The organism is Rhizobium lusitanum, from assembly GCF_014189535.1.
Taxonomy (GTDB): domain Bacteria; phylum Pseudomonadota; class Alphaproteobacteria; order Rhizobiales; family Rhizobiaceae; genus Rhizobium; species Rhizobium lusitanum_C.
This window is the reverse complement of sequence record NZ_CP050308.1, coordinates 711850-738295: the sequence shown is the minus strand read 5'-3', so window position 1 is coordinate 738295 and position 26446 is coordinate 711850. Positions and strand designations below refer to the sequence as shown.

Here is a 26446-nt window from a genome sequence, read left to right as displayed (position 1 = left end):
TCGTTGCTTGGACGATACATTTGCCTAAATTTACTCATATAAACTATACAATTTGTGAGTTATTGTCTTGTTCGTCGAAGGCGACGGTATTATTTCCGTGGTTAATGATGACAGGATCGGCAGGCTGAGTCTTGATCGGTCAGCCGGGCTCCCAACAATCGAACTTGTAGTAAAGCGGACAGCGATGCTTACGAAAAAAGGAAAATACGGGTTGAAGGCGCTGGTGGATCTGGCACGCCTCGCGCCGGGCGAAACTGCGTTCATCAACGACATTGCTTCGCGTAACAATATCCCGAAGAAGTTCCTCGACACTATCCTGCTGGAATTGCGCAATTCCGGCGTGCTGCGTTCGAAGAAGGGGCCGGGCGGCGGCTATTCGCTGTCGCGTCTCGCTTCCGAGATCCGCATTGGCCATGTCATCCGCACGCTCGACGGTCCGCTCGCGCCGATCCGTTGCGCCAGCCGCACGGCCTATGAGGCCTGTGACGATTGCGCCGATCCGGAGCACTGTCATGTGCGGCGCTCCATGACGGAAGTCCGTGATGCGGTCGCCGACATTCTCGACAACATGACGCTGGAACAGTTCGTCGCTGGCGGTGGGCCGGGGATCGATACGGAAGAGCGGGAAGATTACCGCGCTTCGAAAATCGGCTGAACCGACTTTCTGATCTTTTTGAACTCTCCCGCCGGCTTCAAGCCGGCGGTTTGCGTTTCACGGCGTCCAGTTCTTCGGCGGGGTTATGCCGTTCAGGTGATAATTGCCGACGAGATGATATTTCCAGCGTGTGGGATCCTGCAGCGTGTGGGTGCGGGCATTGCGCCAATGGCGGTCGAGATTGAGGCCGACGCGCGTGGAGGAGGTGCCGGCAAGTTCGAACAGCGTATTCGAAGCCTTGATGGCGATTTCCGTCGTCAACGCCGTTGCGGCCGCAACGGCAAGCGTGGCGTCGATCACATGCTCTTCGGTCGGATTGATCTGGGCGATATCGATTTTCCGGCCCGCACGTTCCAGTAATGCCGCTGCCGCCTCGAGGCGGATGGCGATCTGGCCGACCCTGGTGATGGTCAATGGGTCGTCCGCCGCGCGCTCGACGCCGCTGTTCATCCAGGGACGAGCGCTGGTCGTCACGAATTCCACGGTTTCGGCGAAAGCGGCTCGAGCAATGCCGAGATCGATGCCGGCATGGATGATCTGCTCCACCGGACCTATGGTCGTTGCGCGTTCGAGGCCTTTGTGAGGCCCAAGGACGGCATCTGCGCTGACATAGACATTGTGCAGGATGATCGTGCCGCTGCCGGAGGTACGCTGGCCGAAACCGTCCCAGTCGTCGATGATCTGGATGCCTTCAGTGCCGCGCGGCACGAGGGAGATGGTCAGCTCGTCCCGCGTATCGAGCGCGAAGATCGTGATCCAGTCGGCGAAAAGAACGCCGGCGGCATAGGATTTGCGGCCGTTGACGCGATGACCAGGTCCTTCCGGCGTCAGGCGCGTGTTGTACTGTCCGGCCGTTGTGGTGCCGGTCTCGGAGAGGGCGTTGCCGAAGCGATCACCGGCCAGCGCCCTGGCGAAGAAGGTGTCCTTCTGCTCTTCGCTGCCGCCGGTGCGCAGTGCTTCGAGAATGTAGAAATGGTTCTGTGCAATCTCGGCGATCGAGGGATCGGCTTCCGCCAGGATAGCGATGATTTCGGCGAGAATGGAATTGGAGATGTCGAGGCCGTCATATTCGGAGGCTATGGTGATGCCGAGCAGGCCGGATAGCGACAGGGCGTCGACTTCCTCGTATGGGAGCACGCGGTTGATATCGCGATCGCTCGCCTGCTGCGCGAAGCGGGCGGCCAGCGATCGGGCGATCTGCAGCGCTTCTTCTTCGCTTTGAATGTGGTGCGCGAGCGGCCTGATATGCTCGTGCAACTGCGAAACAGTTCCCATCCATCACTCCATCAGCCGATGGCATATTCAGTGACTTAGCGGCGCTAAATCGATAAGCTCTTAATTTCTATAGATGTACTGTACATTAGATTTTCTTTGCTTATCCCGATCTGGCTGTTTGGCATAATAGGCGTTGAATGGAGAAATTGTAAGCGCGCGGCGCAATGAGCCGCCGATTGCCATCCAGGAGAGCGCCATGGTCGCGACACTGATCATTCCCGGTTTGAACGGCTCCGCCGAAGGGCATTGGCAGCGCCATTGGGCGCGCGATCATGCGACTGCGACCATCGTCCGGCAGGCCTCCTGGGCAAGGCCAGTACTCAAGGATTGGCTGGCGGCGCTCGAAACCGAGCTGGAGCGGGCAGGGGAAGTCTGGCTCGTCACGCACAGTCTCGGATGTCTGCTTGCCGCAAATCTCGCAAATCGGCCTGCCGCTCGCCATGTGAAAGGGGCTCTTTTGGTTGCGCCTTGCCATCTTGGGCGGACGGAGCGGCTGCATCCCGGCGCCATCGATTTCGGCGCGATGCCGACCGAGGCCCTGCCGTTCCCAAGCCTCGTCGTCGGCAGCCGCGACGATCCCTACATGGATTTTGCCGAGATTCGCGGCTATGCCGCGCTATGGGGCAGCGAGCTTCATGATCTCGGCCATGCTGGCCACATCAATATTGCCAGCGGTTTCGGTCGTTGGGAGCAGGGCTACCGATTGTTTTCCGACTTCGCCAAGCGGTTTGAAAACCAAGGGAATAAGCGCGCAAGACCGCGATTGCACGATGTTCTGTGCCCAGCCATGTCGTAGGTGCCATCCGCGACCAGAAGCGCCGGTCGCAAGAAAGCGCTTGCTACCGGCGCATTTTCGCGCTTTCATATACGACTAAATAAGTAGACAATATGAGCAACCACATTCCTCCGGACCGAACGGTTCGCAGCATGAAGGTTGACGAAGGGAACGGGATTTCGCTCTGGAGCGGAAACCCACCTGAAGCACCCTCTTTCGGATGAGAGCCGAAATGGGAAATGCGCTTCAGGTTCAAGGAACCAAAGCGGCCCTTGTGTGTTTACGGGCGCGCAGCGCTTCGCGGCCTGATGGCTGCGAGCCGCATGAGGTTCACCGGCAAAGTATCAGTATGCCCTTAGAAAAGCATGATCGACCACCTCGTCCCCCAGGAGTTGATATGACGGTTCAGGGATTTTTCTCCGCCAAGGCAAATGCCGCGGCACAAGCCTATGGGATACCGCGCATCGCCGTCATCGGCCGCGGCTTTTCCGGCATGATGATGGCGATCGCCTTGATGAAGACGGTGCGGACGCCCTTTCACCTGCAGCTCTTCGACCCCAATTCCAGCGTTAGCGGCGGCCAGGCGCTAGCCTCCGGCCATAGCAGCGAAATCCTCAACAGCCGTGTGCGCGATCTCTCGGTCTCGGCCGGTGACCCCGATGATTTCAACGACTGGCTCTGTAGCAACGCCCCGTTCCGCAGTGCCGTGCCGGCGGCGATACCGGGCTTTTTGCAGATATTCGTGCCGAAGAGCATTTTCAGCGATTATGTCTATCAGCGCTTCTCCGAGGCGCTATCCTCGCGGCGGGATATCACGGTGCAGGTCAGCGGCGAGACGGTGGTCGGCCTTCGCCGCAGCCGTGGCGGCCGTTTTCTGGTGGAGAGTGCCGGCGTTGCCAATCCGCTGTTCGACATGGTGGTTTTGGCGACCGGTTACGGCATTACCGACGACCAGCCGCAGAGCGGCGAGCGGGTGGCGACGCCGACGACTGTGCGCGCCCGTCGCCTGGTGTCGCGACCGCATACTGTATTGCTCGGCAGCGGCCTGCGCGTCGTCGACCGGCTGCTGCAGCTGCGCGATAGCGGTTATGACGGCCAGGTCACCCTTGTTTCAAGACGAGGCTTCCTGCCGCAGAGCCACACCCGCAGCAATGCCGATCCGGTCTTTCCGGCCGAAGCAATGCCTGGCAATCTCAGCGAGATCGTCCGCTTCATTCGCGCGGCTTGCGAAAATGCCGAAGCCAGCGGGCAGAACTGGCAATCCGTCATGAACGGCCTGCGCAAACATGCCCGTTCGCTCTGGCGCTCGCTGCCTGCGGGCCAGAAGCAGCAGTTCAACCGCCATCTGCGCGCCCTTTACGACAGCCACCGCAATCGTCTGCCGGAGGCGCTGCATGTCCGGCTACAACAGGAACTCGCGGAGGGCAACACGCTGTTGCGTCGTGGACACTTCCTGCGGCGCACGCCGACCGGGTTGACGATGAAGCCGGCTGGCCAGCAGGGCATCGAGCAGATCTATGCCGACGAGGTCATCGACTGCCGCTGCCAGGCGCCTGACCTCACCACGCCGCTGATGCAAAGCCTGATCGATACGGGCCTTGCCATGCCGGATGAGCTTGGTCTCGGCCTTGCCGTCGAGGCCACCGGCGCGCTTTCGGTGGACGGCCGGGCGACGGACGGGCTTTTCGCTGTGGGACCACTGGGGCTCGGGAGCCTGCCGGACATCGATCTGGTGCCGGAGATCGTCACACAGGCCTATGCGGCGGCCGAAGGTGTTGCCAGGCGATTCTATCCGCAATGCAAGGCCGTCTGATTGAACCGTCTTTTGCTCGTTGAGGGCGGCATATCGCCCGGCGCTGGCGGTCACGAGAGCTGTCAATCTGCGTAGTCTTCATCCGATCCTGCGAAAAGGGTGACTGGCGGCGAGCTTTGCCATTGTCGCCATGTGTTGGCGGACCTATCTCCCGAAAGACAATGTTGGGAGATAGGAAATGGCGGTAAAGCCGATCGTTTGTACGCCGGAAGAAGTATTGAGCTTCTGGTTCGAGGAATGCACCAGCGAGGACTGGTTTCGCTCGACCATTGATCTCGACCAAGAAATCGGTCGTCGGTTTCGCGACACGCATCTGGCTTTGGCGGCCGGGGTGACCGATCTCTGGCAGGCAACGCCGGCAGGCCGGCTGGCCGCAATCATTGTCCTCGATCAATTCCCGCGCAATATCTATCGCGGCACTCCGCTTGCTTTTGCAACCGATGGCCTTGCATTGCGGGAGGCGAAAGCGGCTTTGGAGGCCGGGTCGGATCAGGAGATGCCGCCGGAATGGCGAATATTCTTCTATTTGCCGTTCGAGCATGCTGAGACTCTCCTCGAGCAGGATCGGGCGGTTGCGCTTTTTCAATCGCTCGGCTTGGATGAACAGATCGATTACGCGCTTCGACATCGCGCCGTCATTGCCGCTTACGGCCGATTTCCCCATCGCAACGCCATGCTTGGGCGCGTATCGACAGCGGCCGAGAAAGAGTATCTCGCCCAGCCGGGAGCGGGTTTCTAAGGGGACAAGGGCGGCAGATGCCTTTCTGTCGCCTTTCTTTGCCTTACAAGGCTTACGCGTAGGGACTATGAAATGCGCAGTCGCAGTATAGATAGATTCCGTTCTTTCATTTCTTCCGCGCGGCGAATCCGTTTATTGAGGCCGCCAGCGACTTTATCCGCGACGAGGAGCTTTGCTTGCGCCTGCTGAAACACCACCTCCGTTTTTTGTCCTTGCTGCTTTTGGGATTGAGCTTCGCCGTGATGGCGAGTTCTTTGACGGGCAGGGATGCCTTTGCGCAGGATCAGCCGCAGGCACAGCCGGCCGAACAATCGGATCAGCCGCCGCAATCGGCTCCGCTCGCCAATGGTTTGCTGGACGCCACCGTTACCGATCTCAACAAGGCGAAGAAGGATTTTTCCTCGATCGAGGACGCTTCCAAGAGCGAAGGCGCGGACGATGATACGCTGGTGGCATTGTCCGGTCGGGCTGATGATCTCAATCGCTCGGTCGTGGCGCTCTCTGCGCGGTTGAAGCCGCGCTTTGCCGAGATCGACACGCGTCTGACGCAGCTCGGCGCTGCCCCCAAGGAAGGACAGCCGCCGGAAGCGCCGATCGTCACGCAGGAACGCGACCGGCTCACGGCCGAACGCTCGCAGATCAGCGCCGCTACCCTGGATGTCGATAATCTTGTCGGGGCTACCAACCGGCTTTCGATGCGGCTCGTCGAAATGCGCCGGAAGCTATTCGCCGAAACGCTGTTCAAGCGCACGGGGATTTCGGCCGGAACCTTCGAGGATGCGGGAACGGCTTTCGTTGACGAGGGCGTAAGGTTTAGCGATGCGATAACGAGCTGGATTAGCTTCGTTATAAAGGCCAAGCTCGGATCGCTCCTGGCCGCCGTCTTTCTGTCACTTACCGCAGCCATGATTTTCCTTTTGGGTGGCTATCGACTGTTCGGACGCTACTACGTCCGGGACGAAACCATCGAGAACCCGCCTTATATCAGTCGTCTCTCGGTCGCCTTCTGGTCGACATTGATCCGCACGCTGACGCTGGCCGCTTTTCTCGTTACGTCCTTTCTGAGCCTGTCGAACTTCAACGTGCTGCGGCCGGATATTGCGCCGGTGCTGGCGGCCTTCTTAGGCTTCATCTGGCTGGTTTATTTCGTCGGTCGTCTGAGCAACGCCGTTTTTGCGCCATTCAGGCCGCATTGGCGGCTCGTCAAGCTTTCGAACAAGGGCGCCAAGTCGCTCAGCTGGTGCATGCAGGCCATGGCCGTGGTCAATGGTCTCGACTATGTCTTCGATCGCATCAGCGAATCCATGGGGTCGCCCGTCGTCGTCACGGTGGCGAAGAGCTTTTTCGCCGCGCTGTTGATCGGCCTGATCCTGATCACGTCCTCCTTTGGAAAACCGATTCTCGCCAAGAGCGGCGATCCGGATGACCCTGGCCGTCGCTGGCCGCACGGCATGGCGATCATCCTTCGGGTACTCGGTACATTGCTGATCTTCACGGCGGTCATTGGCTATGTCGGCCTGGCGCGCTTCATCGCGACGCAGCTGATCATGACCAGCGCCGTGCTGGTCACCATGTATATCGGCTTCCAGCTGGGCAAGGCCGTGTCGCGGCAGGGCGTCTTTGGCGAAACGATCATCGGGCGCTTCCTGGAAAACCGCTTCAAGCTTGGCGATGTTGCGCTCGATCAGGCGGGGCTTGTCGCCGGCCTTGCGACCTATGCTGTCGCGCTTTTGACCGGCATTCCCCTGATCCTGCTGTCCTGGGGTTTCCATATCCAGGATCTGGAACTGTTCGCCTATCGGCTGTTCACCGAGATCCGGATTGGCAATATGTCGATTTCGCTGGTCGGTATCCTCGCTGGCGTCCTGTTGTTTGCCGGCGGTTATCTGGTGACGCGCTGGTTCCAGCGCTGGCTGGACGGCAATGTCATGGCGCGCGGCCAGATGGACCTGGGTGTGCGCAACTCGGTCAAGACAGGTATCGGTTATCTCGGTATCGCGCTGGCGGCTATCTTTGCCATTTCGGCTGCTGGTATCGACTTGTCGAGCCTGGCGCTCGTCGCCAGTGCGCTTTCGGTTGGTATCGGTTTCGGCCTGCAGAATATCGTGTCGAACTTCGTTTCCGGCCTGATCCTTCTCGTCGAACGGCCGTTCAAGGTTGGCGACTGGATCGTTTCCGGCGCCTCGGAGGGTATCGTCAAGCGCATCTCCGTGCGCGCCACCGAGATCGAGACCTTCCGCAAGCAGTCGATCATCGTACCGAATTCGGAACTGATCAATGCCTCCGTCGGCAACTGGACACACCGCAACCGTCTGGCGCGCTCGGAAATCCCGGTTTCCGTGAGCTTCGAATCCGACCCCAAGAAGGTGATGGAGATTCTGCTGGAACTGGTGCGCAGCGTCCCCAAGGTGCTGAAAAATCCGGAGCCGCATGTCGAATTCCTGCGGTTCGGTCCTTCCTCGCTCGATTTTGAGATGCGCTTTTATCTCTCGGATCTTTCCGACGGCATGGAGATCCGCAATGGTCTACGGATCGAGATCCTGAAGCGTTTTCGCGAAGAGAAGATTTCCATTCCCTATCCGCATCAGGAATTGCATATCGTTCGCGATGGCAAGCGGGGCAAGCCGAGCAGCATTCTCGCCGAATCCGCTGACGGGCCGCAAGACGAGAGCGAAGAGGTTGTGAAAGAGATCGTTTCTCCGACCAAGGAACAGCCGCTGCAGTCATCGGAAGCCAAGAGCGTTGGTCGCCGCCGTGGTAGTGCGCCAGCAGAATGATGTGACCGGTTTGGGTTTGCGGTGCCGCGCGTCTGAAATCAAAAAATCGAAAGTATAGAACCGGGATGCTCTGGTTTTGAAAGACTAGGGCATCGCTCGGTATCCAGACGCAAGGCCGCTGCTCTGACGGCTGCTTTCTTCATCTATGGGAAACCAGTCGACTTAACAAATACTCAAAGGCTTTGCTGTAGAAACCCGGACGAGGCGGAGTTTTTATTAGCAGGTTTTTACCATGTCATTTTTGGGTATTTCCGGAATGCAATATTCCGGCGGGTCGCTTTCCGGGGCACGCATTCTCCTTGCCGAGGATTCTAATGTCTTTACGTCGATGATCAGCACGAAGCTGAAAGAGCTCCTCGACATCGACATCGAAATTTGCCGGAACTTCGAAGAGTTGCAGCTTGCCTACGACAAGTCGTCGGAGCCGATCCGGCTGGCGATCTCCAACATCAATCTGCCCGGCGCGGAAAAGGGTGAGGCGCTCGAATATCTCATCGATCTCAGCATCCCGACGATCGCCTTTACCGGCACTTTCCTTGCAGGCATGCGCGACGCGCTGATCGCCAAGGATGTTGTCGACTATATTCTCAAGGACAATGTCTTTGCCGTCGATCTTCTGGTGGAATCGATCTGCCGTTTTCTCACCAATCATCGCCATCATGTGCTGATCGTCGATGATAGCGCCACGGCGCGGGCTTTGCTGTCCAGCCGCCTGAAACGCTATAATTTCCGCGTAAGCGTGGCGGAGAACGGCGCCAAGGCGCTGGAAATCCTCAAGGCCAACCGCGACATCGGCTTGATGGTCACCGACTACAACATGCCGGATATCGACGGCTTCGAGCTGACGCGCCGCATCCGCGCGAGCATCGGTTCGCATGAGCTGCGTATCATCGGCGTCTCGTCTTCCACCAATCGGCTCTTGTCGGCGCGGTTCCTCAAGGCCGGTGGCAACGATTTCATGCTGCGGCCATTTATCGACGAGGAATTCTACTGCCGCGTCAATCAGAATCTCGACACGCTGCTGCAGATCCAGTCGGTGCGGCAGGTGAAAATGAGTGCCTGACATGCTGGAAGGGGAGAGCCGTGGATGTTCAACCAAGAAAAATGTGAAGGTAATTCATGTTTTTCATAAGGTTTGTACAATCCATGGTTCCGCTTTCTTCACGAATTCTGTTCACGATGGAATCGATGGCACTGTCTATTCGCCCGCAATTGCGATGACGAATAGACAGTGCCGGGCGGCTCGGAGGGCCTGAAGGAAATGGTGTTCGGCGTGGATTTCCTCAGTGATGGCCATGGTCATCGCCGTGGCAGCCAGAAGATACTTCTGGTGGAAGATTCGCGCATGTTCTCCGCCGTTCTCCGCCACCGCTTCCAGACCGAACTTGGACTTAGCGTCACCCATTGTGCTTCGCTGAAGCAACTGAACGACGTGCTGGAGGTCGGCGGGTCTGGTTTCACGATGGCGGTCATCGACCTCAACCTGCCGGATTCTCCGGATGGCGCGGCGCTGGATGTTGCCATTGCCCACCAAATACCCTCCATCGTCTTCACAGCATCTTTCGACGTGGCGATGCGCAGCCGTATCATGGAGCGGCGTATTGTCGACTACGTCCTGAAGGACAATGAATTCGCCCTCGACAATCTCGTTTCTTCCGTCAGGCGCGCCATCTCCAACCGCAGCACGCGCGTGCTGGTGGTGGATGATATGCCGTCGGCACGGCGCGTACTGGTCGAGATTCTGGAGGCGCAGCAGTTCAGGGTCGTTGAAGCCGGATCCGGCGTCGAAGCCCTGGCGGCGCTCGAGGACTATAGCGACATCGAAATGGTACTCACCGACTATCATATGCCCGACATGAATGGTCAGGAGCTGACGCGGCGCATTCGCCATCGCTTCGGCTCGGATCGGATGCGCGTCATCGGCGTCTCCTCTTCGAATGATCGCCTGCTTTCAGCGGCCTTCCTCAAGGCTGGCGCGAACGACTTCATCTACCGCCCCTTCGTGGAGGAGGAGCTGCAGTGCCGCATTGCGCTTAATGTCGAGACACTGTTGCAGCTCAAGCAGTTGCGCGTTTTGGCGGCGAGCGACTATCTGACCGGGCTCTACAACAGGCGGTATTTTTACGATCAGGGTCCGAGGATCGTGAACGAGTGCCTGCGCCGTCAGCGGCCGAGTTCGGTTGCGATCCTCGATATCGACCATTTCAAGAAACTGAATGACACCTACGGTCACGAAATCGGTGATCAGGTGCTGAAGGCGGTCGCCGACCGGCTCAGATCCCTGTTCGAAGGCAGCGATAGCTTGTTGTCCCGGCTCGGTGGCGAAGAGTTTGCCATTCTCTTCACGGAGACGGATTCACGCGCAGCCACCGCCATTTGCGACGATGTGCGCGTCAGTCTCTCGAACCTGAAGGTCAATGCGGATGACGAGGAATTGTCGGTGACCGTGTCGATCGGCGTGGCCGAGATCGCTGGCTACGAGGCATTCGAGAATTATCTGAACGCCGCCGACCAGTTTCTTTACATGGCCAAGCACAATGGCCGCAATCAAGTCTATTCCGACTTCAAGATGACGAAAGAAGCGGCCGAATAGGCCGCTTCCATAGGCAGACACGAAGGATGAGCGTCAGATAACAACGCCGGTGCGATTGTTCGACATGGTGAGCTTGCGTTCGGCGCGCTCTTGCTGCGGCGAGCGATTGTAGAGTTCGCGATAACACTTGGAGAAGTGCGAGGCGGAAACGAAGCCGCAGGCGACCGCCACTTCCACCACAGGCATGGAGGACTGCACCAGCAGGTGGCGGGCGCGGTCGAGGCGGATTTCGAGATAGTAGCGAGCCGGCGAACGGCCCATCTCCTGGCGGAACAGGCGTTCGATCTGGCGGCGCGACAACCCGGCATCGTCGGCGATCTCCAGCAGCGACAGCGGCTCGGCAAGATTGCTTTCCATCAGTTCGATGATCGACAGCACCTTGGCGTTCTGGACGCCAAGGCGGGCGCGCAGCGGCAGGCGCTGGCGGTCGTGCGGGCTGCGGACGCGGTCGGTCAGTTGCTGCTCGCAGACGCGATTAACGAGGTTCTCGCCAAAATCCTGGCCGATCAGGTTCAGCATCATGTCGAGCGACGCCGTGCCACCGGCGCAAGTGTAGAGATTACTGTCGACCTCGTAGAGGTCGGCATAGACTTCGGCCTGCGGGAAGGTCTCGGAAAAGCCGGGCAGATTTTCCCAGTGGATGGCGCAGCGCTTGCCGTTCAGGAGACCTGCCTGGGCGAGCACATGCGCCCCCGTACAGAGGCTTCCGACGGCGACGCCGCGATTGTAGGTCTCACGCAGCCAGGCATTGACCGACTTGTTGTTGAATTCCTCGACATAGATGCCCGAACAGACGAGCACCATGTTCGGCCGGTTCTCGCCGCCGAGATAGCGTCGTTCATCGGCCAGCGCCGAATTGACCTCGAGGCCGATGCCGCTGGAGGAATAGACCTTCTGACCATCGGTCGAGGCAAGCCGCCAGGAGTAGGCGGGGTAGCCCAGCATGCGGTTGGCGATCCGTAGCGTTTCAACCGCTGCGGAAAACGGCAGCATGGTAAAATGGGGAACGAGAAAGAAAACCAGCGAACGCGTCTTAGTCGGAATCTTGCTCATATCGGGAAAATCCATGCTTCAGGACCATTCCGTATACCTTGCGTCAAATGCGTCGGCTCGATGGTCTAATAGCGACATTGGCATGGATAATAGCGGCCGCAAAGGAATATTTGCGCTGACGGATTAAAATTGCCCCAGGAAAGAAAGCAGGCTGGGCAGCCAAGCAATTCCCTTAGATAGCCAAATATATATGGGGATTATAATCAAGATAAAACAAAGGCAGGTTTTCAGGGACTAGATGTTCGAAAGGCGACACTCGTTACAGTTGAGTGTCGCCTTCAAGCTTTAGGGCATATTGCAATCATCGCATCGCCTTGGAATTCTTGGTTTCGTCGGCGACTGGCCAGCCCAGATCCTTGCGCATGTCGTCCGAAAGGGACTCAAGCTCGCGCTCGGAGTGCCATTGCTGCCAGCGATCTGCAATCCGCGTGATAAATGGTACAAAACCACCGCTCGACGCAGGCGTGCCCCGTGTCCTGTCGGTATCTCTATAGGTAATCGTCGTCATTTCCAGGTTCCTTTCGGTTTTTAGACGCCCGAAAGGTCGCGACCTCTACGGGCTAATATGGGCTTGGTTCATTTATCAATCAAACGAATAGATTTTATAGCTGCCATAAGCATTATTGAACGATGGCGCTTTGGCGGGCTTCCGCTCGTGGGCAGATAGCATGCGATCCGGCGGTAAACCGCGTGCGTTGACGTCGTCGATCAGATGCGCCGGAAAGCGCGCCACGATCTCATCGAGTGTGTGTTGTGCCGTCCGCTGGACGACGCGGACACGCAAGAGGTTGAACAGGCGAGATGCCTCGTAAAGTATCGTGTCAGCCATGGTCATCGCTCCTTTTCGGCTGCCTTATTCGTTTCATTCAGACAAATATGGCCCCTCGTTGACATTCAGACAAACGAAATGATATGGTGCTAAGGATCAGAAAAATTGAAGGATGCCGATATGACCGTACCGTTTCGCCGGCCCATACCGTTGCTCGACAATGAAGTTCTGCGCACCTTTGTCGCCATCGCCGAAACTGGTAATTTCTCCACCGCCGCCGATGCGGTCTTTCGCACGCCGTCGGCCGTCTCGATGCAGATCAAGAAGATGGAAGAGCAGCTGGGCGTGACGTTGTTCCTGCGCGATGCGCGCTCGGTCAGCCTGACGCAGCATGGCGAAATGCTGCTCTCCTATGCCCGCAATATCCTGGCGCTCTCCAATGAAGCCGTATCGCGCTTCATCATGCCCGAGCTTAGCGGCGTCGTGCGCCTTGGTGCGCCGGATGATATCGGCGAGCGCTTGCTGCCGAGCATTCTTAAGAGTTTTTCGGAGAGCTATCCCGGCATCATGGTCGATGTCGTCGTGGATATGAGCCTCCAGCTGAAGAAGCGCATCGAGGAGCAGCGTCTGGATCTGGCGCTGATCAACTGCGCGACACGGCCGTTCCCGACCGACGGCGAGGTGATCTATACGGAGCGCTTGGTCTGGGCTGGAGCTAAGTGTGGCACGGCTTATCGGCGCGATCCCCTACCGATCTCGATCTGGGAAGAGGGCTGTATCTGGCGGTCGGAGGCCTTGGCGCAGCTCGAGCGGCAGAAGCGGCCTTACCGTGTCTCCTATCTCAGCGCACACACGATGGCCCAGCGTGCGGCAATCGTCTCGGATCTGGCGGTCGCGCCATTTCCGCGCTCCTACGTCACCGATGACATGACCATTCTCGGGCCGAACGAAGGTCTGCCGGAGCTCACCTCTTTCGAAATCCGTCTGCTGACGGCAGCAAAGATGACCGGTCCGATGCAAGCGGTCGCCGATAGCATTCGCGAGGCTTTCGTGGAGATTGGACGCAGGGTAGCGGCGTAAAGTCAAAGCCCAATCACGCGGCACGACCAAATTTGATCAAAGTGGTTTTTCACTGTGTCGCGACAAGCGTGTAAGCTCGATCGTTGATCGCAGGGGAGATTGCCATGCCTAAGATCGACATCGCTGCCGTATCGAAACGCAAGGGTTCGGGTTATCCCGCGCCATTCGATGTGCCCTGTGCGGAGCGCATACGGCAGCGGCTGGGCAATGCTGGCGGGCTCACGGATTTCGGGATCAATCTCATGCACCTGCCGCCAGGCAATTGGTCGAGCCAGCGTCACTGGCATTCGCATGAAGACGAATTCGTCTATGTGCTCGAAGGCGAGCTGACGCTTGTCGAAGATGCCGGCGAGACGGTATTGCGCGCAGGCGATTGTGCGGCCTTTCCGAAAGGCTCCGGCGATGGCCATCATATAATCAACAAATCAGGCGCAATGGCGGTTTATCTCGAAGTCGGCACGCGCTCGCCCGCCGACGTCACCACCTGCTCCGACGTCGACATGATGAGCACGAATGCCGACGGTCGGTTCGTGCACAAGGATGGCACGGCTTATCCCGAGCCCTAGATTGCAGGCTTACAGTTACTCGCGGCTGCGGCGACGTCTGCGGCCGCCACCTTCGCCGCCCGCATCATCGGCGGACTGCTTGCGTTCCGGCAGGGTCATGACCTTCGACAGTTCCGGAAAGGCATCGACCTTGTTCGGCAGCGCCATGGCGTAGACGAAATGCTCCTGAAACTTTGATTCAAGCGCCGTCTCTATCTTCTCGATTTTGCTGACGGTTTCCTCGATCTCGCGGCGATAGCCGCGGTTGAGGAGCGCCATGCGCGCGCCGGTCCCGGCGGCGTTGCCGACCGCTTTCACCTTGTCGAGGGCGCAGTCCGGTATCAGGCCGAGCACCATTGCATATTTCGGATCGATGAAGGTGCCGAAGGCGCCGGCAAGGCCGATGCGATCGACGTGACCGATACCCTGCTTATCCATCAAGAGCTTGACGCCGGCATAGAGGGCGGCCTTGGCAAGCTGGATTGCGCGCACGTCGTTTTGCGTCACTGTAATGCGCTGTTCGCCGTCGCGCAGCAGATAGGAATAGGTGCGGCCGTTCTGCAGGATGCGTGGCGAGCGCGCCATCATGCCTCCGTCGACGACGCCGTCTTCAGAGATGATACCGGCGAGGAACATTTCGGCGACCACCTCGATGATCGCCGAGCCGCAAATACCGGTGACGCCGACCGTTGCGGCTGCCTCGGCAAAACCGGGTTCATCCGACCATGGTTCGATGCCGATGACGCGGTAGCGCGGCTCGAGCGTCACGGGGTCGATGCGCACGCGCTCGATCGCGCCCGGAGCCGCACGCTGGCCGCTGGAAATCTCTGCGCCTTCGAAGGCGGGGCCGGTGGGCGAGGAGGCCGCGACGACGCGGTGGCGATTGCCGAGCACGATTTCGGCGTTGGTGCCGATATCCACCAGTAACATCATTTCATCCTGCCGGTGCGGCCCTTCGGCCAGCGTCGCGGCGGCAGCGTCGGCACCGACATGGCCTGCGATGCAAGGCAGCATGTAGACCCGCGTGCCCGCATTCATAGGCAATGCGACTTCGGCCGAGGTCAGATGCACCGCACCCGAAACCGCAAGCGCGAAGGGTGCTCCACCGAGTTCGGTCGGGTCAATGCCGAGGAAGAGGTGATGCATGATTGGATTGCCGACGAAGACGGCGTCGAGAATGTCCTGGCGTGACACGCCGCCATCGGCGCAGACCTTGTCGATCAGCCCGTTCAGCGCTTCGCGTACGGCATTGGTCATCGCGGGCCGGCCATCCGGGTTCATCATCACGTAGGAGACGCGGCTCATCAGGTCTTCGCCGAAGCGGATCTGCGGGTTGGATGTGCCAGCGGACGCCACCGTGCGGCCCGACAGCAGCGAGGAAAGATGCATGGCGATTGTGGTCGAGCCAATATCGCAGGCGATGCCATAGGCTTCATTCTTGAGGCCCGGATAGAGCGCAATCAGGCGTGGGGGATCGCTCTCATGATCCCTGTGGATCGCGGCGGTGACTTTCCATTCACCCTTGCGCAGGATCGACTGCACCTGCGGGATGATGTGAAAATCGACCTCGAGATTGTCGTATTTCCAATCGGCGGCCAATGCCGCCTTCAGCCGGTCGAGATCGCCTGTTGGCTTGTGCATGTCTGGCTCTTCGACCTCGACATAGCACATGTGCACGGCCGTATCGCGGGCGATAATGCGCTCGTCGACGGCCTTGCGGACCACCTGCGCATTGATCACCGTATCCTGCGGCACGTCGATGACGAGATCGCCCTGGATCAGCGCCGAGCAGGAGAGGCGGCGTCCGTCCGGCAGGTCGCGCACCTCGGCGTAGCGCTTTTCCTTCGGGCCGATCGGCGAGAGATGGTCGTTGGCGGAAACGATCTTGTGCTTGGCGAAATTGCCTTCCTGCACGGAGACCTGACAGCGTCCGCAGGTCGCGCGGCCGCCGCAGACGCTCTCGACATAGACACCAAGCTGCCTTGCTGCCTCCAGAACCGGCGTGCCGACCGCGAAACGGCCACGCTTGCCGGAGGGCATGAAAAGGACGAGGGGATTCGTGCTGTCGCTGGCTTGAGCCACGGATCAGCCTTTCTGTTTGCTGAGGCGGCGTACGTTCGAACGAACGCGTTTGCTATAGGGCTTGACCATGGCCTGAGCGACTGCGTCGGCGGCTGCTTGGTGTGAGGAGGCACCGCCGCCCTTTGTCATTGCCGCCATATTCTGCTGGGTCATGGCGATATTGGTGGCAACGGCGCTCTCGGCCGCCGCCATCATCTTTTCCGAGACCATGCGGTTGAATTCCGTCATGTTGACACCGCCGCCGGTCATCGCGGTCATCCACATCTGTTGCATGCGCATCGCCATCACCATGGGTGCTTCGATCCATAATGTGGCGAGATCGTTGGAAAGCTTCCGGCTCGGATATGTCATCGCTATTCCCTTGCTGTGCTTGTGCCGGTGCGTGCAGCACGTCCGCCACGTCGTCCGCCACCGCCAGCCGAGGGGGCCGTAGCTGTTGGGGCGACACCACCTTCTGCTTGCTTGTAGTCGCGATAGGTCATGATCCAGTTGGTGCAGTTGGCGTCGGTGCCGTTCAGCACGTTGGCGGCGCGTACTGCCTCCATTTCCTGCGGGCGGCAGGGGTTCATGATCGCCGAGGTCATACCGGCGCCGATCACCATCGGGATGAAGCCGGCATTGATGCCGTGGCGGTGTGGCAGGCCGAAGGAGATGTTGGAAAGGCCGCAGGTGGTGTTGACCTTCAGCTCGTTGCGCAGGCGGTGAAGCAGCGCGAAGACCTGGCGGCCGGCGTCGCCGAGCGCGCCGATCGGCATGACGAGCGGGTCGACAATGATGTCCTCAGGCTTGATGCCGTAGTCCATGGCGCGCTGGACGATCTTCTTGGCAACGGCGAAACGCACGTCCGGGTCCATGGAAATGCCGGTCTCGTCGTTGGAAATGGCGACGACCGGCACGTCGTATTTCTTGATCAGCGGCAGGATGGCTTCGAGCTTTTCCTCTTCGCCGGTGACAGAGTTGACCAACGGCCGGCCCTTGGCGACCTTTAGCGCCGCCTCGATAGCGGCCGTTACCGAGCTGTCGATCGACAGCGGTACGTCGACGAGACCTTGGACGATTTCCAGTGTCTGCACCAGCAGGCCCGGTTCCGTCTCGTTCGGGTTGACCGAGGTGACGCCGGCATTGACGTCGAGCATGGTCGCGCCAGCGGCCACTTGTTCCAGCGCATCCCTGATGACGGTATCGAAATTGCCCTCGATCATCTCGGCGGCCAGCTTCTTGCGCCCCGTCGGGTTGATGCGTTCGCCAATCACGCAAAAGGGCTGGTCGAAACCGATGATGATTTCGCGAGTGGCGGATGCAACGATGGTGCGCGTCATGTCTGATCCTCTGGTCAGTTGGCACGATAGAGAAGATCTATCGTGCCGCGATGGGCGTTACAAGCGGGCCGGGCTCCTCCGCCCGCCGCTCGTTTCAATGCGTCTGATGCGGCGGTTGGTGGGAGGCGGCTTCGGCCATTTCCTGCTGGTTCTCTTCCTTGCCCTCGCGGATGCGTTCCAGTCTCTCGGCAACCAGCGCATCGGTGCGGTTGGCTTCGTGCTTCCAGGGCCGGCGGCCTTTCAGCACGCCGGAATCATGCACCATCTCCGCGACATATTCTTCCTGGCGATAGGCCATGACGTGGACGCCGGACACACCCTCGATCTCCTTCACCTCGTTGATGATGTCGATGCAGAGCTGCTTGCCCTCTTTCTTCTGATCCTGTGCGCCTTCGATGCGCTTGATGATTTCATCCGGAATATGCACGCCCGGCACGTTGGAGCGCATCCAGCGGGCAGTCTTGGCCGAGGCCAGGGGACCGACACCGACCAGGATGAAGCATTTCTCGTGCAGGCCGAGATCACGGACCTTCTTCATGTAATCCCGGAACATCGGCACGTCGTAGCAATATTGGCTCTGAACGAACTGCGCGCCCGCCTCGATCTTCTTTGCGAGCCGATAGGGGCGGAAGTCGTAAGGTGGCGCAAACGGGTTGATGGCAGCGCCGAGGAAGACCTTCGGCGGCGAGGTCAGCTTGCGGCCGGAGAGGAATTTCGCATTGTCGCGCATGACGCGCACGGTTTCGAGCAGCGACATGCAGTCGAGGTCGAAAACCGGCTTCGCGCCTGGCTGGTCGCCCGCCTGCACGCCGTCGCCGGTCAGGCACATGATGTTGCAGACGCCCATGGCGGCAGCGCCCAGCACATCGCCCTGGATGGCGATGCGGTTCTTGTCGCGGCAGGCGATCTGCATGATCGGGGCATAGCCCATGCGCGTCAGCAGCGCGCAGATGCCGACGGAGGACATGTGGCAATTGGCGCCGGAGGCATCCACCGCGTTGATGCCATCAACCCAGCCGGAGAAGATTGCAGCGCGTTCGTAGACATCTTCGGGGTTGGCGCTATCGGGAGGGTTCAGCTCGGCGGTGACAGCGAACTCGCCGCGGCGGAGCACGCGCTCCAGCCGCCCGAGCGAGGAATGGCCGGGGAGGGGATCGAGCGGCAGATGGGCGCCCAGCGGATTTTCATCGATAGGCGCCATCGATCAGGCTTCCTTTTTTGCCGCTTCACGTGCAGCAGCGGCTTCGGCCGTGACACGCAACCATGAAGAGGTCTCGCGTAGCGACTGGTTCACCGGCTTCTGGACGTTGAGGATCGCATCGCCAAAGGCCATGTTGCGCGAGCCGTTCCAGGCCTGCACCCAGACGCAGGGCATGTCCGGTTCGACTTCGCAATTGCCATTGGCGCGCACGCCGCCGCAGGGGCCGTTGCGCAACTGCTTCGGACAGTTCATCGGACAGGACATGCCGGTCGACGACAACGCGCACTGACCGCACATGCGACAGTCGAACAGAAAGCCCTTCACATTGCGCTCGATGAACGTGATGGGACGTTCGACGTGCTCGTAGCCGATTTTTTTCCAGAGCGGATGCAGCAGCAGGAAAACGTCGGCAAAGCGGCGGTAAAACCATTCGAGGAAGCGCGAATGGCGCACGGCCCAGAGACGGACGGTGTATTTGCGCCGTGCGCGACGGTTCGGCGAGACGCCGGCGGGCGTATAGGCGCCGCTGGCGGCCTTCGCGCCCGGGGCGGCATTGCCCGGTTTCTGGGCGGCATCAGCCATTGTCGCGGCCCCCGGCCTTCACCAACGCAATGAGACGCTCCCGGTCAAAGGCGGCCTCGAGTTCGCTTGCTGCCCTGTCGGCCTCGGCTTCCAGGTCGTCGGAGACAGGCACAGGATCGGCCTTGCGCCATTCGGCCAGATAGTCATCCGTCTCAGCGGCGCCGGTGCGCATGGCGCACATATCGATCGCCTCGGTGAAGCGCAGAGACAGCTCGCGCTTGGCCGCCTGCCGCCCCTTCTTGATGATCACCTGGGCCGGAATATCCCTCCAATAGACGACAATGCGATCCGCCATGCACAAGTTCTCCTCTTTGATCAAGAATGCACGTCCGCCGATCCCGGGACTGCGCTCGCCACGACGCGGCGCATGCCGAAAAACGACGCTATAAGCAAAGCATCTTCACAAGCGACGATAAACTTCACCATCGCGCATGGCGGCGGGTTTTTTCGGCCGCGATTCAACGCCTTCGATGGTGTCCAACATGGCGATATCGCGGGGAGGCTGCAAGCGGCGATATAGGATGGAATGTCGTAATCAGACGGCCAGCAATTCACGGGCAAGATCGCCATAGCTAGTGAAGCGGTATTCGTAGTCCAGGCCGAGATAGAAGGCCGCCGCTTTTGCCTTTTCCTGCAGTGCCGGATCCTCTTCCTGCGAGAGATAGACTACCTTGCGGTAATTGCCGAAATAGATGTCCCGCAGCTTCGGATGCCGGTCGAGGCCAAGCGGCACGATGACGAAGGCTTCGAATTGGCGGGCAAGAAAGTCGGTGAGGAAAAACGAGGTGATGTCATCCTCGCGTGCAGCGAAAGCCTCGTTGCCGCTGAAGAAGGAATAACAGTGCGGGCCGGAGAGGCGTTCGATACCCTCGCGCTCGCAAATCTTGTCGATATCACCGCCGGTCCCGCAGTCGGCATAGCCGATGAAGATCCTCTCGAAGCCGCGTGCGCGCGTTTTTGCAATCGCTTCTTCCAAAGCGGGTGCGATCTTCTGTGGGTAGGAATGGTAGATCGCGGGAAGACAGTGCAGGTCGATGTGATCGAGACTATTAATTCTGGTGATTGCCAGTATCTCGCGCGCGATTGCGCCGCACGCGATCACATGAACCTTTTGCGATGTTGCGCGTTTCTTGAGCGGAGGCTTTTTCTCCACCTTTTGCCGATCAATATCCATTCCGAGAGGGTTCCCGATCATGACTTCACCGACATTCACCAAAATCGCCGCCGCCTGCGCTGTCCTTATGTTGCTCGCTTCATGCGCCAACACAATTCGTGGTGTAGGCAGGGATACGGCCAGTGCCGTCAACGCGACGGAAGATGCCGGTCATACCGTCAAGAGGGCCGCCCAATAACTAATTTGGGATGCCAATGGGCCGGCGGCAACCTTTCGGTTGTCGCCAGTTTGGATTTCGTTGCGATCAGGCGCCGGCCGCCAGGCTGTTGTGCTTGCGCTTCATGAAGTCCTTGGCGGTTTCAACCGCCACGGCCGCATCGCGGCAATAGGCATCGGCGCCGACTGCCTTGCCGAATTCCTCGTTCAGCGGCGCGCCGCCGACGAGAACGACGTAGTCGTCGCGCATGCCCTTTTCCTTGAGCGTATCGATGACGACCTTCATGTAGGGCATGGTCGTCGTCAGCAGTGCCGACATGCCGAGAATGTCGGGCTGTTCGCGCTCGATGGCATCGAGATAGTTTTCGACAGGATTGTTGATGCCGAGGTCGATGACGTCGAAACCTGCGCCCTCCATCATCATGCCGACAAGGTTTTTGCCGATGTCGTGAATGTCGCCCTTGACTGTGCCGATCACCATCTTGCCGAGCTTCGGTGCGCCCGTCGCTATCAGCAGCGGCCGCAGGATAAACATGCCGGCCTTCATCGCATTGGCGGAAAGCAGCACTTCCGGCACGAAGAGGATGCCATCGCGGAAATCGATGCCGACGATGCGCATGCCCTCGACGAGCGCTTGCGTCAGGACATCATAGGGCGTCCAGCCGCGTTCGAGGAGGATCTTGGTCGCTTCCTCGATTTCCTCCTTCAGTCCGTCGTACAGGTCATCATGCATCTGCTGCACGAGTTCCTCATCAGAAAGTTCAGAGAGAATGATTTCGTCGTCAGACATGCGCTCCATCCCATTTTCGTGCAGTGCATCAGAGGCTTGTATAAAATACTGCCTCAATAAGCGATAAACCTCAACGATGACAAAATTCTTTTCGAAAGCGACGTTGCGCGGATAAATCGCGACGGATGGAAATGAGGCAATTCCGCCTTGTCCATGTCTGTCCTATGCTAGTCGCTGGCGCATAAAGGAATGTCCGTGCGACGGAATAGGGTAGCATGGGGCAGAATAGGCGTATTCATGCGGAGGAGTGAGGAAGCATCATGGACGATATCATTGAGCAACCGGCCGCGGGCGGTGATGGTGGTGGGCGGCGTTCGCGCGGCGAGGGCAGAGGCGCGGCCGCACGGCGCGCATCGCGCAGCGGCGGCGGGCCAGGCCTGTCGCTTCCCTATATCGTCCGGAAAATCGGCGTCTATGAGGTGCTGGACGAGGAGGGCCTGCAGCTCATAGAGCGCAATGCCGACACCATACTCGAGGAAATCGGCATCGAGTTTCGTGATGACGCCGAAGCGCTGGCGCTATGGAAGGAAGCCGGTGCCGACATTAAGGGGCAGCGGGTGCACTTCCCTAAGGGGCTCTGCCGCGAGCTTTTGAAGACCGCGCCGAAGGAATTCACCTGGCATGCGCGCAACAGCGACCGCAACGCCCATGTCGGCGGCAAAGCGACGATCTTCGCGCCGGTTTATGGACCGCCCTTCGTCCGCGATCTCGAAGGCAATCGCCGTTATGCGACGATCGAGGATTTCCGCAATTTCGTGAAGCTCGCCTATATGGCGCCGTCGATACATTCTTCAGGCGGTACGGTCTGCGAGCCTGTCGACGTCCCCGTAAACAAGCGCCACCTCGATATGATCTACAGCCATATCAAATATTCCGACAAGCCGTTCATGGGCTCGGTCACCGCGCCGGAGCGCGCCGAGGACACGATTGCCATGGCGAAGATCGTTTTCGGCGACGATTTCGTCGAAAACAATTGCGTGACGCTGAACCTGATCAACGCCAACTCGCCGATGGTGTTCGACGAGACCATGCTCGGTGCGTTGAAGGTCTATGCACGGCATAACCAGGCCTCCGTCGTCTCGCCCTTCATCCTCTCCGGTGCGATGAGCCCGGTGACAGTCGCGGGTACGTTGACGCAGATCCTGGCCGAAGTGCTGGCCGGCGCCTCCTTCACGCAGCTGATCCGCAAGGGATCTCCGGTGCTTTACGGCACCTTTGCCGCGTCCATTTCGATGCAGTCGGGCGCTCCGACCTTCGGTACGCCGGAGCCGTCGCTGGTGTCTTATGGTTCAGCCCAGCTTGCCCGGCGTCTTGGCCTGCCGTTCCGGACCGGTGGTTCGCTTTGCGCCTCCAAGGTGCCGGATGCGCAGGCAGCACACGAATCGGCCAATACGTTGAACATGACGCTGCTTGCCGGCACGAATTTCGTGCTGCATGCGGCCGGCTGGCTCGAAGGCGGTCTTGTCTCCTCCTACGAGAAATTCATGATCGACCAGGATCAGCTCGGCATGATGCAGAAGATGGCCGAGGGCGTCGATCTCTCCGAAAACGGCCAGGCGCTGGACGCCATCCGCGAAGTCGGCCCCGGCAGCCACTATCTCGGCTGCGCCCATACGCAAGCGAACTTCCAGAGCGCTTTCTACCGCTCGGCTCTGGCCGACAACAACTCATTCGAACAATGGGAAATCGAAGGCGAAAAGCGTGTCGAGCAGCGCGCCAATGCGCTTTGCCGTTCCTGGCTCGACCATTACGAAGCACCACCGCTCGATCCGGCCATCGACGAAGCGCTGCTCGCCTATATCCGGGAGCGCAAGGATTCGATGCCGGACGCCTTCACTTGAAGAGAGCCCGATGCCGCCAGGGAGCAAGGCGGTGCAGTACGCGTTGCCGATCTGATCCAGAAGGAAGTCTGGCGACCGCACTATCAATATAAGGGGCCGCGATGATCAGCGGCTCCCCTATTATCGGAAAACTCCGTGCGGTGCTTGGCGCCCACGGAGTTTTTGTTCGTGGCCTGGTATGGTTTGACGAAGGCGCGGGGCCGTTATTGCGCGATGGGACGCCGGCACGAAGCGTGATGCTGCTCGGCAATATCGGCGGCTCGATCTGGCCGCCGTTCTCGCGCTGGCGGCAATTGCCGGAAAACGCCGGCCGCGGCGACCCACTTGACGACTGGTCGAAGGCGATCATCCAACCGATTGCCACAGCCTTGGCTGCGACTGCCTATTTTCCGTCCGATCCGCCTTGGCAGCCGTTTCAACGTTGGGCGATGCAGGCGGAAGGCTTGAAGGCATCGCCGCTCGGCATTCTGATCCATCCGGAATATGGTCTGTGGCATGGCTATCGCGGCGCCTTGGGGTTTGCCGATGCTATCGAGGCAGTGGAGCCAGCCGAGGTTGCTGCGCATCCTTGCGATCATTGCGTTGAAAAGCCGTGCCTGACGGCTTGTCCCGTCGGTGCGGTCACATCCGCTGGATTCGATGTAGCGGACTGTCGATCGCATCTCAGAACGGATGCGGGCCAGGCCGGCTGTGTGTCCGGTGGCTGTCTGGCGCGCAACGCCTGTCCCGTAGGAGCCAACTATCGCTATTCGCCGGCGCAGCTTGCGCTTTCACATGGCGGCGCTCCAGCCTTAGAAAGGCGAGGGCGCCCCTTCTTTCGCCGTATTTGCGATGCGCTTTAGCGTTGCCGAAATTTTCTCCGGAGTTGTCGCTTGATTCGATTGCTGACCGTGCTTGCCATTCTTGCCTGCGCCACCACGGCATTTGCCGACGAGGCCTGCCGCAAGGTTCTGCATCTCGGTGATAGCTACACCGTTTGCACCTTCGATCCCGCCATCGACGGCATCCAGCTTTATGAATATGACCACGGCGGCAAACCTTACGGTTCGTTCCGGGCGCTCGAAAGCGATCTCCACCAGAACCGCCTCTTCGTGCGTTTCGCGATGAACGGCGGCATGTATCAGGACGATCTTTCACCGGTCGGCCTCTATGTCGAGGCAGGCAAGCAGTTAAAGGCGATCAATACCAACAAAGGCTGGGGCAATTTTCATCTCCTGCCCAACGGTGTCTTCTATATCCAGCCGGGCCGCGCCGGCGTCATGGAGAGCAAGGCCTTCCTTGCCTCCGGCATCAAGCCATTCTATGCGACCCAATCCGGACCGATGCTGCTGATCGACGGCAAGCTGCATCCATCATTCCTTGCCAACAGCACCAGTTTCAAGATGCGCAACGGTGTTGGCGTCTCGGCGGATGGCAAGGTCGTCTTTGCCGTGTCCGACGGTTTCGTCCGCTTCCATGATTTCGCAACCCTGTTTCGCGACGATCTCGGCTGCGCCAATGCGCTTTTCCTTGATGGCAGCATTTCCAGCCTCGATATTCCGGAATGGCAAAGGCGGGATGGCCTATTTCCGCTCGGTCCGATCATCGCGGTGACGCAATCGCTGCCGGGCTGAGCGCAATGAGGCGTAAGGTTGGAACCAGCCACAATCGCTAATCCACATCGCGGGGGATTTTATCCTCCGTATGCGGATTGTCGGATTGGGGCTTCGAACATCGATGACGGAAATTGCAAGCGAGGCAAAAGCGCTGATCTTCATGACGGCGCGCGATTGCGAAATGTATGTCAGGCAATCCCTGGCGAGCCTTTCCAGGCAGACGCTTGACGATCTGCACGTCCTCTTTATCGACGATCGCTCCGACGACGACACCGGTGTTATCGCAGCGGCGCTGCTCAACGATCTTTTCCCCAATCGCCACACCTTCATCCGCAACGAAACGCGCCTCGGAAAATCGCGCAACGTCTGGGAGCATCTGAGGCCGCGCACCAAGATGGCCGAGTTCATCGCCATGCTCGACGGCGACGACCAGTTGATCATTCCGACTATCCTGGAGCGGATGTCTGAGAGCTATGCCGGCGGGCAGGATGTCGTCTGGACAAACTTCGTCACCGATGGCGGCGGGGTCGGCGGGAATGGTGCTCTCGATCCCAACCTTTCGCCGCGCAGGCAAGGTTGGAAGACCAGCCATCTCTTCAGCTTCCGCGCATCGCTGTTGGACAATGTTCCCGAGGGCTATTTGCGCGACGATGCCGGACAATGGTTCATGGCGGCCTGCGACATCGCCCTTGCCCTGCCCATACTCGATCAGACCCGCCGTTATGAATTCATCCCGGTGAATGCCCATCGTTACACGGCGACCAATCCCTATTCGCACCACAATCTCGATCCGCAGTCGCGCGGGCTGAATTCCACCACGCAGCAGCGTTCTGCGCAGGAGGTATTCAACAAGCCGCCGCTGCCGCTGACCCGGCCGGCAAAGACAGCCGCGACGCCGGTGGTGGCCAACGTTGCCGCCGAACATCGTGCGCCGGCTACTCGCGTTGCCACCGATGCATCGCAAGCCTGGCAGGAGACAGCGGGCCAGATCCTGGTCGCCGGCTATCCGACCTTGCTCGACGCGCAATCCGCGGCCGGTCGCGATATGCTGACGCCGATGCAGATCTGGGCGCTTCGCCGCGCAGCCCTCAGCAGGGGCGATACCCCGAATATCCTGCATATCGGCGCTCCGCGCTCGGCTTTGGCGCTGGCATCCATTCTCTCCGGCCTCGATGCCGGGCTGAACTGCCTATGTCTTTCGCCCGAACAGGTCGGCGATATGGACGCTCGCTTCGTGGCCAGTGGCCTGACCGAGGGCATTTCCATCATCGAATCCGAAGCAACCAGCATAAATTTCGAGGAATTCTCCGCTGCGTTCCCCGACACAAGGCAGATCAGCGAGGACATCAAGTTCGATCTCGTGGTCGTCGACCTGTGGAATACGTCCTATCCGGCCGAGAGCGCGCTCGTCGCCCTGCCGGCGCTGGCAAACAACCTGTCGCCGCGTGGCTTCGGCTTCTGCCTCTTCGCCCAGGACAGTGCCACCGAGGCGATGGCCGCCAAACGTTGGGCGAGCGTCAGCTCCGGCCTGAAATTCTGCCTCGATGCCATCGGCGGCAGCGGATTGATGGTCATCGGCGGCCGCTGATGATGCTCTCGAACGCGCCGGCATATTCTCGATAAACCTTTGCA

Annotated in this window: 25 protein-coding genes and 1 pseudogene; 14 read left to right on the top strand and 12 right to left on the bottom strand. The window is 59.6% G+C overall.

Features of this window, described 5'->3' with window-relative positions; genetic code table 11:
• Window positions 1–184 precede the first annotated feature (184 nt).
• Complete coding sequence (locus tag HB780_RS17375; RefSeq protein WP_183694178.1) at window positions 185–655, top strand: RrF2 family transcriptional regulator; 471 nt, start codon at window positions 185–187, stop codon at window positions 653–655.
• Between the two features lie 57 nt (window positions 656–712).
• Here HB780_RS17375 and HB780_RS17370 read toward each other — a convergent pair whose 3' ends face one another.
• Complete coding sequence (locus HB780_RS17370; protein WP_183694175.1) at window positions 713–1930, bottom strand: SfnB family sulfur acquisition oxidoreductase; 1218 nt, start codon at window positions 1928–1930, stop codon at window positions 713–715.
• 196 nt (window positions 1931–2126) lie between these two features.
• Here HB780_RS17370 and HB780_RS17365 point away from each other — a divergent pair, with 196 nt between their 5' ends.
• The 6 genes from HB780_RS17365 (at window position 2127) to HB780_RS17340 (ending at window position 10627) form a co-directional block, all read left to right on the top strand.
• Window positions 2127–2726, top strand: a complete 600-nt coding sequence (locus HB780_RS17365) for an RBBP9/YdeN family alpha/beta hydrolase (protein WP_183694172.1) — start codon at window positions 2127–2129, stop codon at window positions 2724–2726.
• A gap of 376 nt (window positions 2727–3102) precedes the next feature.
• Window positions 3103–4518 carry an FAD/NAD(P)-binding protein gene (locus tag HB780_RS17360; protein WP_183694169.1) on the top strand — a complete coding sequence of 472 codons (1416 nt, stop codon included), beginning with the start codon at window positions 3103–3105 and terminating at the stop codon, window positions 4516–4518.
• Window positions 4519–4696: 178 nt separating this feature from the next.
• On the top strand, window positions 4697–5257 hold the full coding sequence (locus HB780_RS17355; protein ID WP_183694166.1) for a DUF924 family protein: 561 nt from the start codon (window positions 4697–4699) through the stop codon (window positions 5255–5257).
• Window positions 5258–5433: 176 nt separating this feature from the next.
• Window positions 5434–8034, top strand: coding sequence for a mechanosensitive ion channel family protein (locus HB780_RS17350; protein ID WP_183694163.1), 2601 nt, complete (start codon window positions 5434–5436; stop codon window positions 8032–8034).
• A 232-nt stretch (window positions 8035–8266) separates the two neighbouring features.
• Window positions 8267–9097 carry a response regulator gene (locus HB780_RS17345; protein WP_183694160.1) on the top strand — a complete coding sequence of 277 codons (831 nt, stop codon included), beginning with the start codon at window positions 8267–8269 and terminating at the stop codon, window positions 9095–9097.
• A 198-nt stretch (window positions 9098–9295) separates the two neighbouring features.
• Window positions 9296–10627: a diguanylate cyclase gene (locus HB780_RS17340; RefSeq protein WP_183697201.1), complete on the top strand. Its 1332-nt coding sequence runs from the start codon at window positions 9296–9298 to the stop codon at window positions 10625–10627.
• 33 nt (window positions 10628–10660) lie between these two features.
• Here HB780_RS17340 and HB780_RS17335 read toward each other — a convergent pair whose 3' ends face one another.
• The 3 genes from HB780_RS17335 to HB780_RS17325 all read right to left on the bottom strand — a co-directional run bounded on the left by HB780_RS17335 (window position 10661) and on the right by HB780_RS17325 (window position 12509).
• Window positions 10661–11680 (bottom strand): GlxA family transcriptional regulator, encoded by a 1020-nt coding sequence (locus HB780_RS17335; RefSeq protein ID WP_353622960.1) that lies wholly within the window; start codon window positions 11678–11680, stop codon window positions 10661–10663.
• 301 nt (window positions 11681–11981) lie between these two features.
• Window positions 11982–12188 (bottom strand): hypothetical protein, encoded by a 207-nt coding sequence (locus HB780_RS17330; RefSeq protein ID WP_183694154.1) that lies wholly within the window; start codon window positions 12186–12188, stop codon window positions 11982–11984.
• A gap of 75 nt (window positions 12189–12263) precedes the next feature.
• On the bottom strand, window positions 12264–12509 hold the full coding sequence (locus HB780_RS17325; RefSeq protein WP_183694151.1) for a hypothetical protein: 246 nt from the start codon (window positions 12507–12509) through the stop codon (window positions 12264–12266).
• A 120-nt stretch (window positions 12510–12629) separates the two neighbouring features.
• On the opposite strand from HB780_RS17325, the gene HB780_RS17320 reads away from it, so the two are divergent.
• Together HB780_RS17320 and HB780_RS17315 are read left to right on the top strand one after the other, a co-directional pair.
• Window positions 12630–13529: a LysR family transcriptional regulator gene (locus tag HB780_RS17320; RefSeq protein ID WP_183694148.1), complete on the top strand. Its 900-nt coding sequence runs from the start codon at window positions 12630–12632 to the stop codon at window positions 13527–13529.
• 104 nt (window positions 13530–13633) lie between these two features.
• Window positions 13634–14095, top strand: coding sequence for a cupin domain-containing protein (locus HB780_RS17315; RefSeq protein WP_183694145.1), 462 nt, complete (start codon window positions 13634–13636; stop codon window positions 14093–14095).
• Between the two features lie 15 nt (window positions 14096–14110).
• Here HB780_RS17315 and HB780_RS17310 read toward each other — a convergent pair whose 3' ends face one another.
• The 7 genes from HB780_RS17310 to HB780_RS17280 all read right to left on the bottom strand — a co-directional run bounded on the left by HB780_RS17310 (window position 14111) and on the right by HB780_RS17280 (window position 20432).
• Window positions 14111–16114, bottom strand: a complete 2004-nt coding sequence (locus tag HB780_RS17310; protein WP_183697198.1) for an ASKHA domain-containing protein — start codon at window positions 16112–16114, stop codon at window positions 14111–14113.
• Window positions 16115–16159: 45 nt separating this feature from the next.
• A complete protein-coding gene (locus HB780_RS17305) occupies window positions 16160–16507 on the bottom strand; it encodes a hypothetical protein (RefSeq protein ID WP_183694142.1) in 348 nt (115 codons plus the stop codon).
• Between the two features lie 2 nt (window positions 16508–16509).
• Window positions 16510–17475 (bottom strand): methyltetrahydrofolate cobalamin methyltransferase, encoded by a 966-nt coding sequence (locus HB780_RS17300; RefSeq protein ID WP_183694139.1) that lies wholly within the window; start codon window positions 17473–17475, stop codon window positions 16510–16512.
• Window positions 17476–17569: 94 nt separating this feature from the next.
• Window positions 17570–18676 (bottom strand): methylenetetrahydrofolate reductase, encoded by a 1107-nt coding sequence (locus HB780_RS17295; RefSeq protein WP_183694136.1) that lies wholly within the window; start codon window positions 18674–18676, stop codon window positions 17570–17572.
• 3 nt (window positions 18677–18679) lie between these two features.
• Entirely contained in the window at window positions 18680–19258 is a 579-nt protein-coding gene (locus tag HB780_RS17290; RefSeq protein WP_183694133.1) for a methylenetetrahydrofolate reductase C-terminal domain-containing protein, read from the bottom strand.
• On the bottom strand, window positions 19251–19553 hold the full coding sequence (locus HB780_RS17285; RefSeq protein WP_183694131.1) for a virulence factor: 303 nt from the start codon (window positions 19551–19553) through the stop codon (window positions 19251–19253). The genes HB780_RS17290 and HB780_RS17285 overlap by 8 nt, the downstream gene beginning before the upstream one ends.
• A gap of 240 nt (window positions 19554–19793) precedes the next feature.
• A complete protein-coding gene (locus tag HB780_RS17280) occupies window positions 19794–20432 on the bottom strand; it encodes a DUF1638 domain-containing protein (RefSeq protein WP_183694128.1) in 639 nt (212 codons plus the stop codon).
• A 19-nt stretch (window positions 20433–20451) separates the two neighbouring features.
• Between HB780_RS17280 and HB780_RS33080 the strand changes: the two genes are divergently transcribed.
• A complete protein-coding gene (locus HB780_RS33080; protein WP_286203127.1) occupies window positions 20452–20610 on the top strand; it encodes an entericidin domain-containing protein in 159 nt (52 codons plus the stop codon).
• A 66-nt stretch (window positions 20611–20676) separates the two neighbouring features.
• Here HB780_RS33080 and HB780_RS17275 read toward each other — a convergent pair whose 3' ends face one another.
• Entirely contained in the window at window positions 20677–21378 is a 702-nt protein-coding gene (locus HB780_RS17275; RefSeq protein ID WP_183694125.1) for a corrinoid protein, read from the bottom strand.
• Window positions 21379–21638: 260 nt separating this feature from the next.
• Between HB780_RS17275 and HB780_RS17270 the strand changes: the two genes are divergently transcribed.
• The 4 genes and pseudogenes from HB780_RS17270 (at window position 21639) to HB780_RS17255 (ending at window position 26402) form a co-directional block, all read left to right on the top strand.
• Window positions 21639–23219: a trimethylamine methyltransferase family protein gene (locus HB780_RS17270; RefSeq protein WP_183694122.1), complete on the top strand. Its 1581-nt coding sequence runs from the start codon at window positions 21639–21641 to the stop codon at window positions 23217–23219.
• Window positions 23220–23320: 101 nt separating this feature from the next.
• Window positions 23321–24014: pseudogene (locus HB780_RS17265) on the top strand (ferredoxin).
• A 77-nt stretch (window positions 24015–24091) separates the two neighbouring features.
• The gene (locus HB780_RS17260; RefSeq protein WP_183694120.1) at window positions 24092–24832 is read left to right on the top strand and encodes a phosphodiester glycosidase family protein; all 741 of its coding nucleotides are present in this window, start codon (window positions 24092–24094) and stop codon (window positions 24830–24832) included.
• A gap of 103 nt (window positions 24833–24935) precedes the next feature.
• Complete coding sequence (locus HB780_RS17255; RefSeq protein ID WP_286203126.1) at window positions 24936–26402, top strand: glycosyltransferase family 2 protein; 1467 nt, start codon at window positions 24936–24938, stop codon at window positions 26400–26402.
• Window positions 26403–26446: the final 44 nt, after the last annotated feature.

What these genes read in the sequence shown, in the direction of transcription:
- HB780_RS17300 (WP_183694139.1), bottom strand. Translation starts at nt 17,475, where the DNA reads ATGACGCGCACCATCGTTGCATCCGCCACTCGCGAAATCATCATCGGT.
- HB780_RS17365 (WP_183694172.1), top strand. Translation starts at nt 2,127, where the DNA reads ATGGTCGCGACACTGATCATTCCCGGTTTGAACGGCTCCGCCGAAGGG.
- HB780_RS17360 (WP_183694169.1), top strand. Translation starts at nt 3,103, where the DNA reads ATGACGGTTCAGGGATTTTTCTCCGCCAAGGCAAATGCCGCGGCACAA.
- HB780_RS17275 (WP_183694125.1), bottom strand. Translation starts at nt 21,378, where the DNA reads ATGTCTGACGACGAAATCATTCTCTCTGAACTTTCTGATGAGGAACTC.
- HB780_RS17255 (WP_286203126.1), top strand. Translation starts at nt 24,936, where the DNA reads ATGACGGAAATTGCAAGCGAGGCAAAAGCGCTGATCTTCATGACGGCG.
- HB780_RS17370 (WP_183694175.1), bottom strand. Translation starts at nt 1,930, where the DNA reads ATGGGAACTGTTTCGCAGTTGCACGAGCATATCAGGCCGCTCGCGCAC.
- HB780_RS17315 (WP_183694145.1), top strand. Translation starts at nt 13,634, where the DNA reads ATGCCTAAGATCGACATCGCTGCCGTATCGAAACGCAAGGGTTCGGGT.
- HB780_RS17290 (WP_183694133.1), bottom strand. Translation starts at nt 19,258, where the DNA reads ATGGCTGATGCCGCCCAGAAACCGGGCAATGCCGCCCCGGGCGCGAAG.
- HB780_RS17375 (WP_183694178.1), top strand. Translation starts at nt 185, where the DNA reads ATGCTTACGAAAAAAGGAAAATACGGGTTGAAGGCGCTGGTGGATCTG.
- HB780_RS17270 (WP_183694122.1), top strand. Translation starts at nt 21,639, where the DNA reads ATGGACGATATCATTGAGCAACCGGCCGCGGGCGGTGATGGTGGTGGG.
- HB780_RS17280 (WP_183694128.1), bottom strand. Translation starts at nt 20,432, where the DNA reads ATGGATATTGATCGGCAAAAGGTGGAGAAAAAGCCTCCGCTCAAGAAA.
- HB780_RS17305 (WP_183694142.1), bottom strand. Translation starts at nt 16,507, where the DNA reads ATGACATATCCGAGCCGGAAGCTTTCCAACGATCTCGCCACATTATGG.
- HB780_RS17340 (WP_183697201.1), top strand. Translation starts at nt 9,296, where the DNA reads ATGGTGTTCGGCGTGGATTTCCTCAGTGATGGCCATGGTCATCGCCGT.
- HB780_RS17330 (WP_183694154.1), bottom strand. Translation starts at nt 12,188, where the DNA reads ATGACGACGATTACCTATAGAGATACCGACAGGACACGGGGCACGCCT.
- HB780_RS17320 (WP_183694148.1), top strand. Translation starts at nt 12,630, where the DNA reads ATGACCGTACCGTTTCGCCGGCCCATACCGTTGCTCGACAATGAAGTT.
- HB780_RS17310 (WP_183697198.1), bottom strand. Translation starts at nt 16,114, where the DNA reads ATGCCCTCCGGCAAGCGTGGCCGTTTCGCGGTCGGCACGCCGGTTCTG.
- HB780_RS17285 (WP_183694131.1), bottom strand. Translation starts at nt 19,553, where the DNA reads ATGGCGGATCGCATTGTCGTCTATTGGAGGGATATTCCGGCCCAGGTG.
- HB780_RS33080 (WP_286203127.1), top strand. Translation starts at nt 20,452, where the DNA reads ATGACTTCACCGACATTCACCAAAATCGCCGCCGCCTGCGCTGTCCTT.
- HB780_RS17325 (WP_183694151.1), bottom strand. Translation starts at nt 12,509, where the DNA reads ATGGCTGACACGATACTTTACGAGGCATCTCGCCTGTTCAACCTCTTG.
- HB780_RS17355 (WP_183694166.1), top strand. Translation starts at nt 4,697, where the DNA reads ATGGCGGTAAAGCCGATCGTTTGTACGCCGGAAGAAGTATTGAGCTTC.
- HB780_RS17295 (WP_183694136.1), bottom strand. Translation starts at nt 18,676, where the DNA reads ATGGCGCCTATCGATGAAAATCCGCTGGGCGCCCATCTGCCGCTCGAT.
- HB780_RS17345 (WP_183694160.1), top strand. Translation starts at nt 8,267, where the DNA reads ATGTCATTTTTGGGTATTTCCGGAATGCAATATTCCGGCGGGTCGCTT.
- HB780_RS17335 (WP_353622960.1), bottom strand. Translation starts at nt 11,680, where the DNA reads ATGAGCAAGATTCCGACTAAGACGCGTTCGCTGGTTTTCTTTCTCGTT.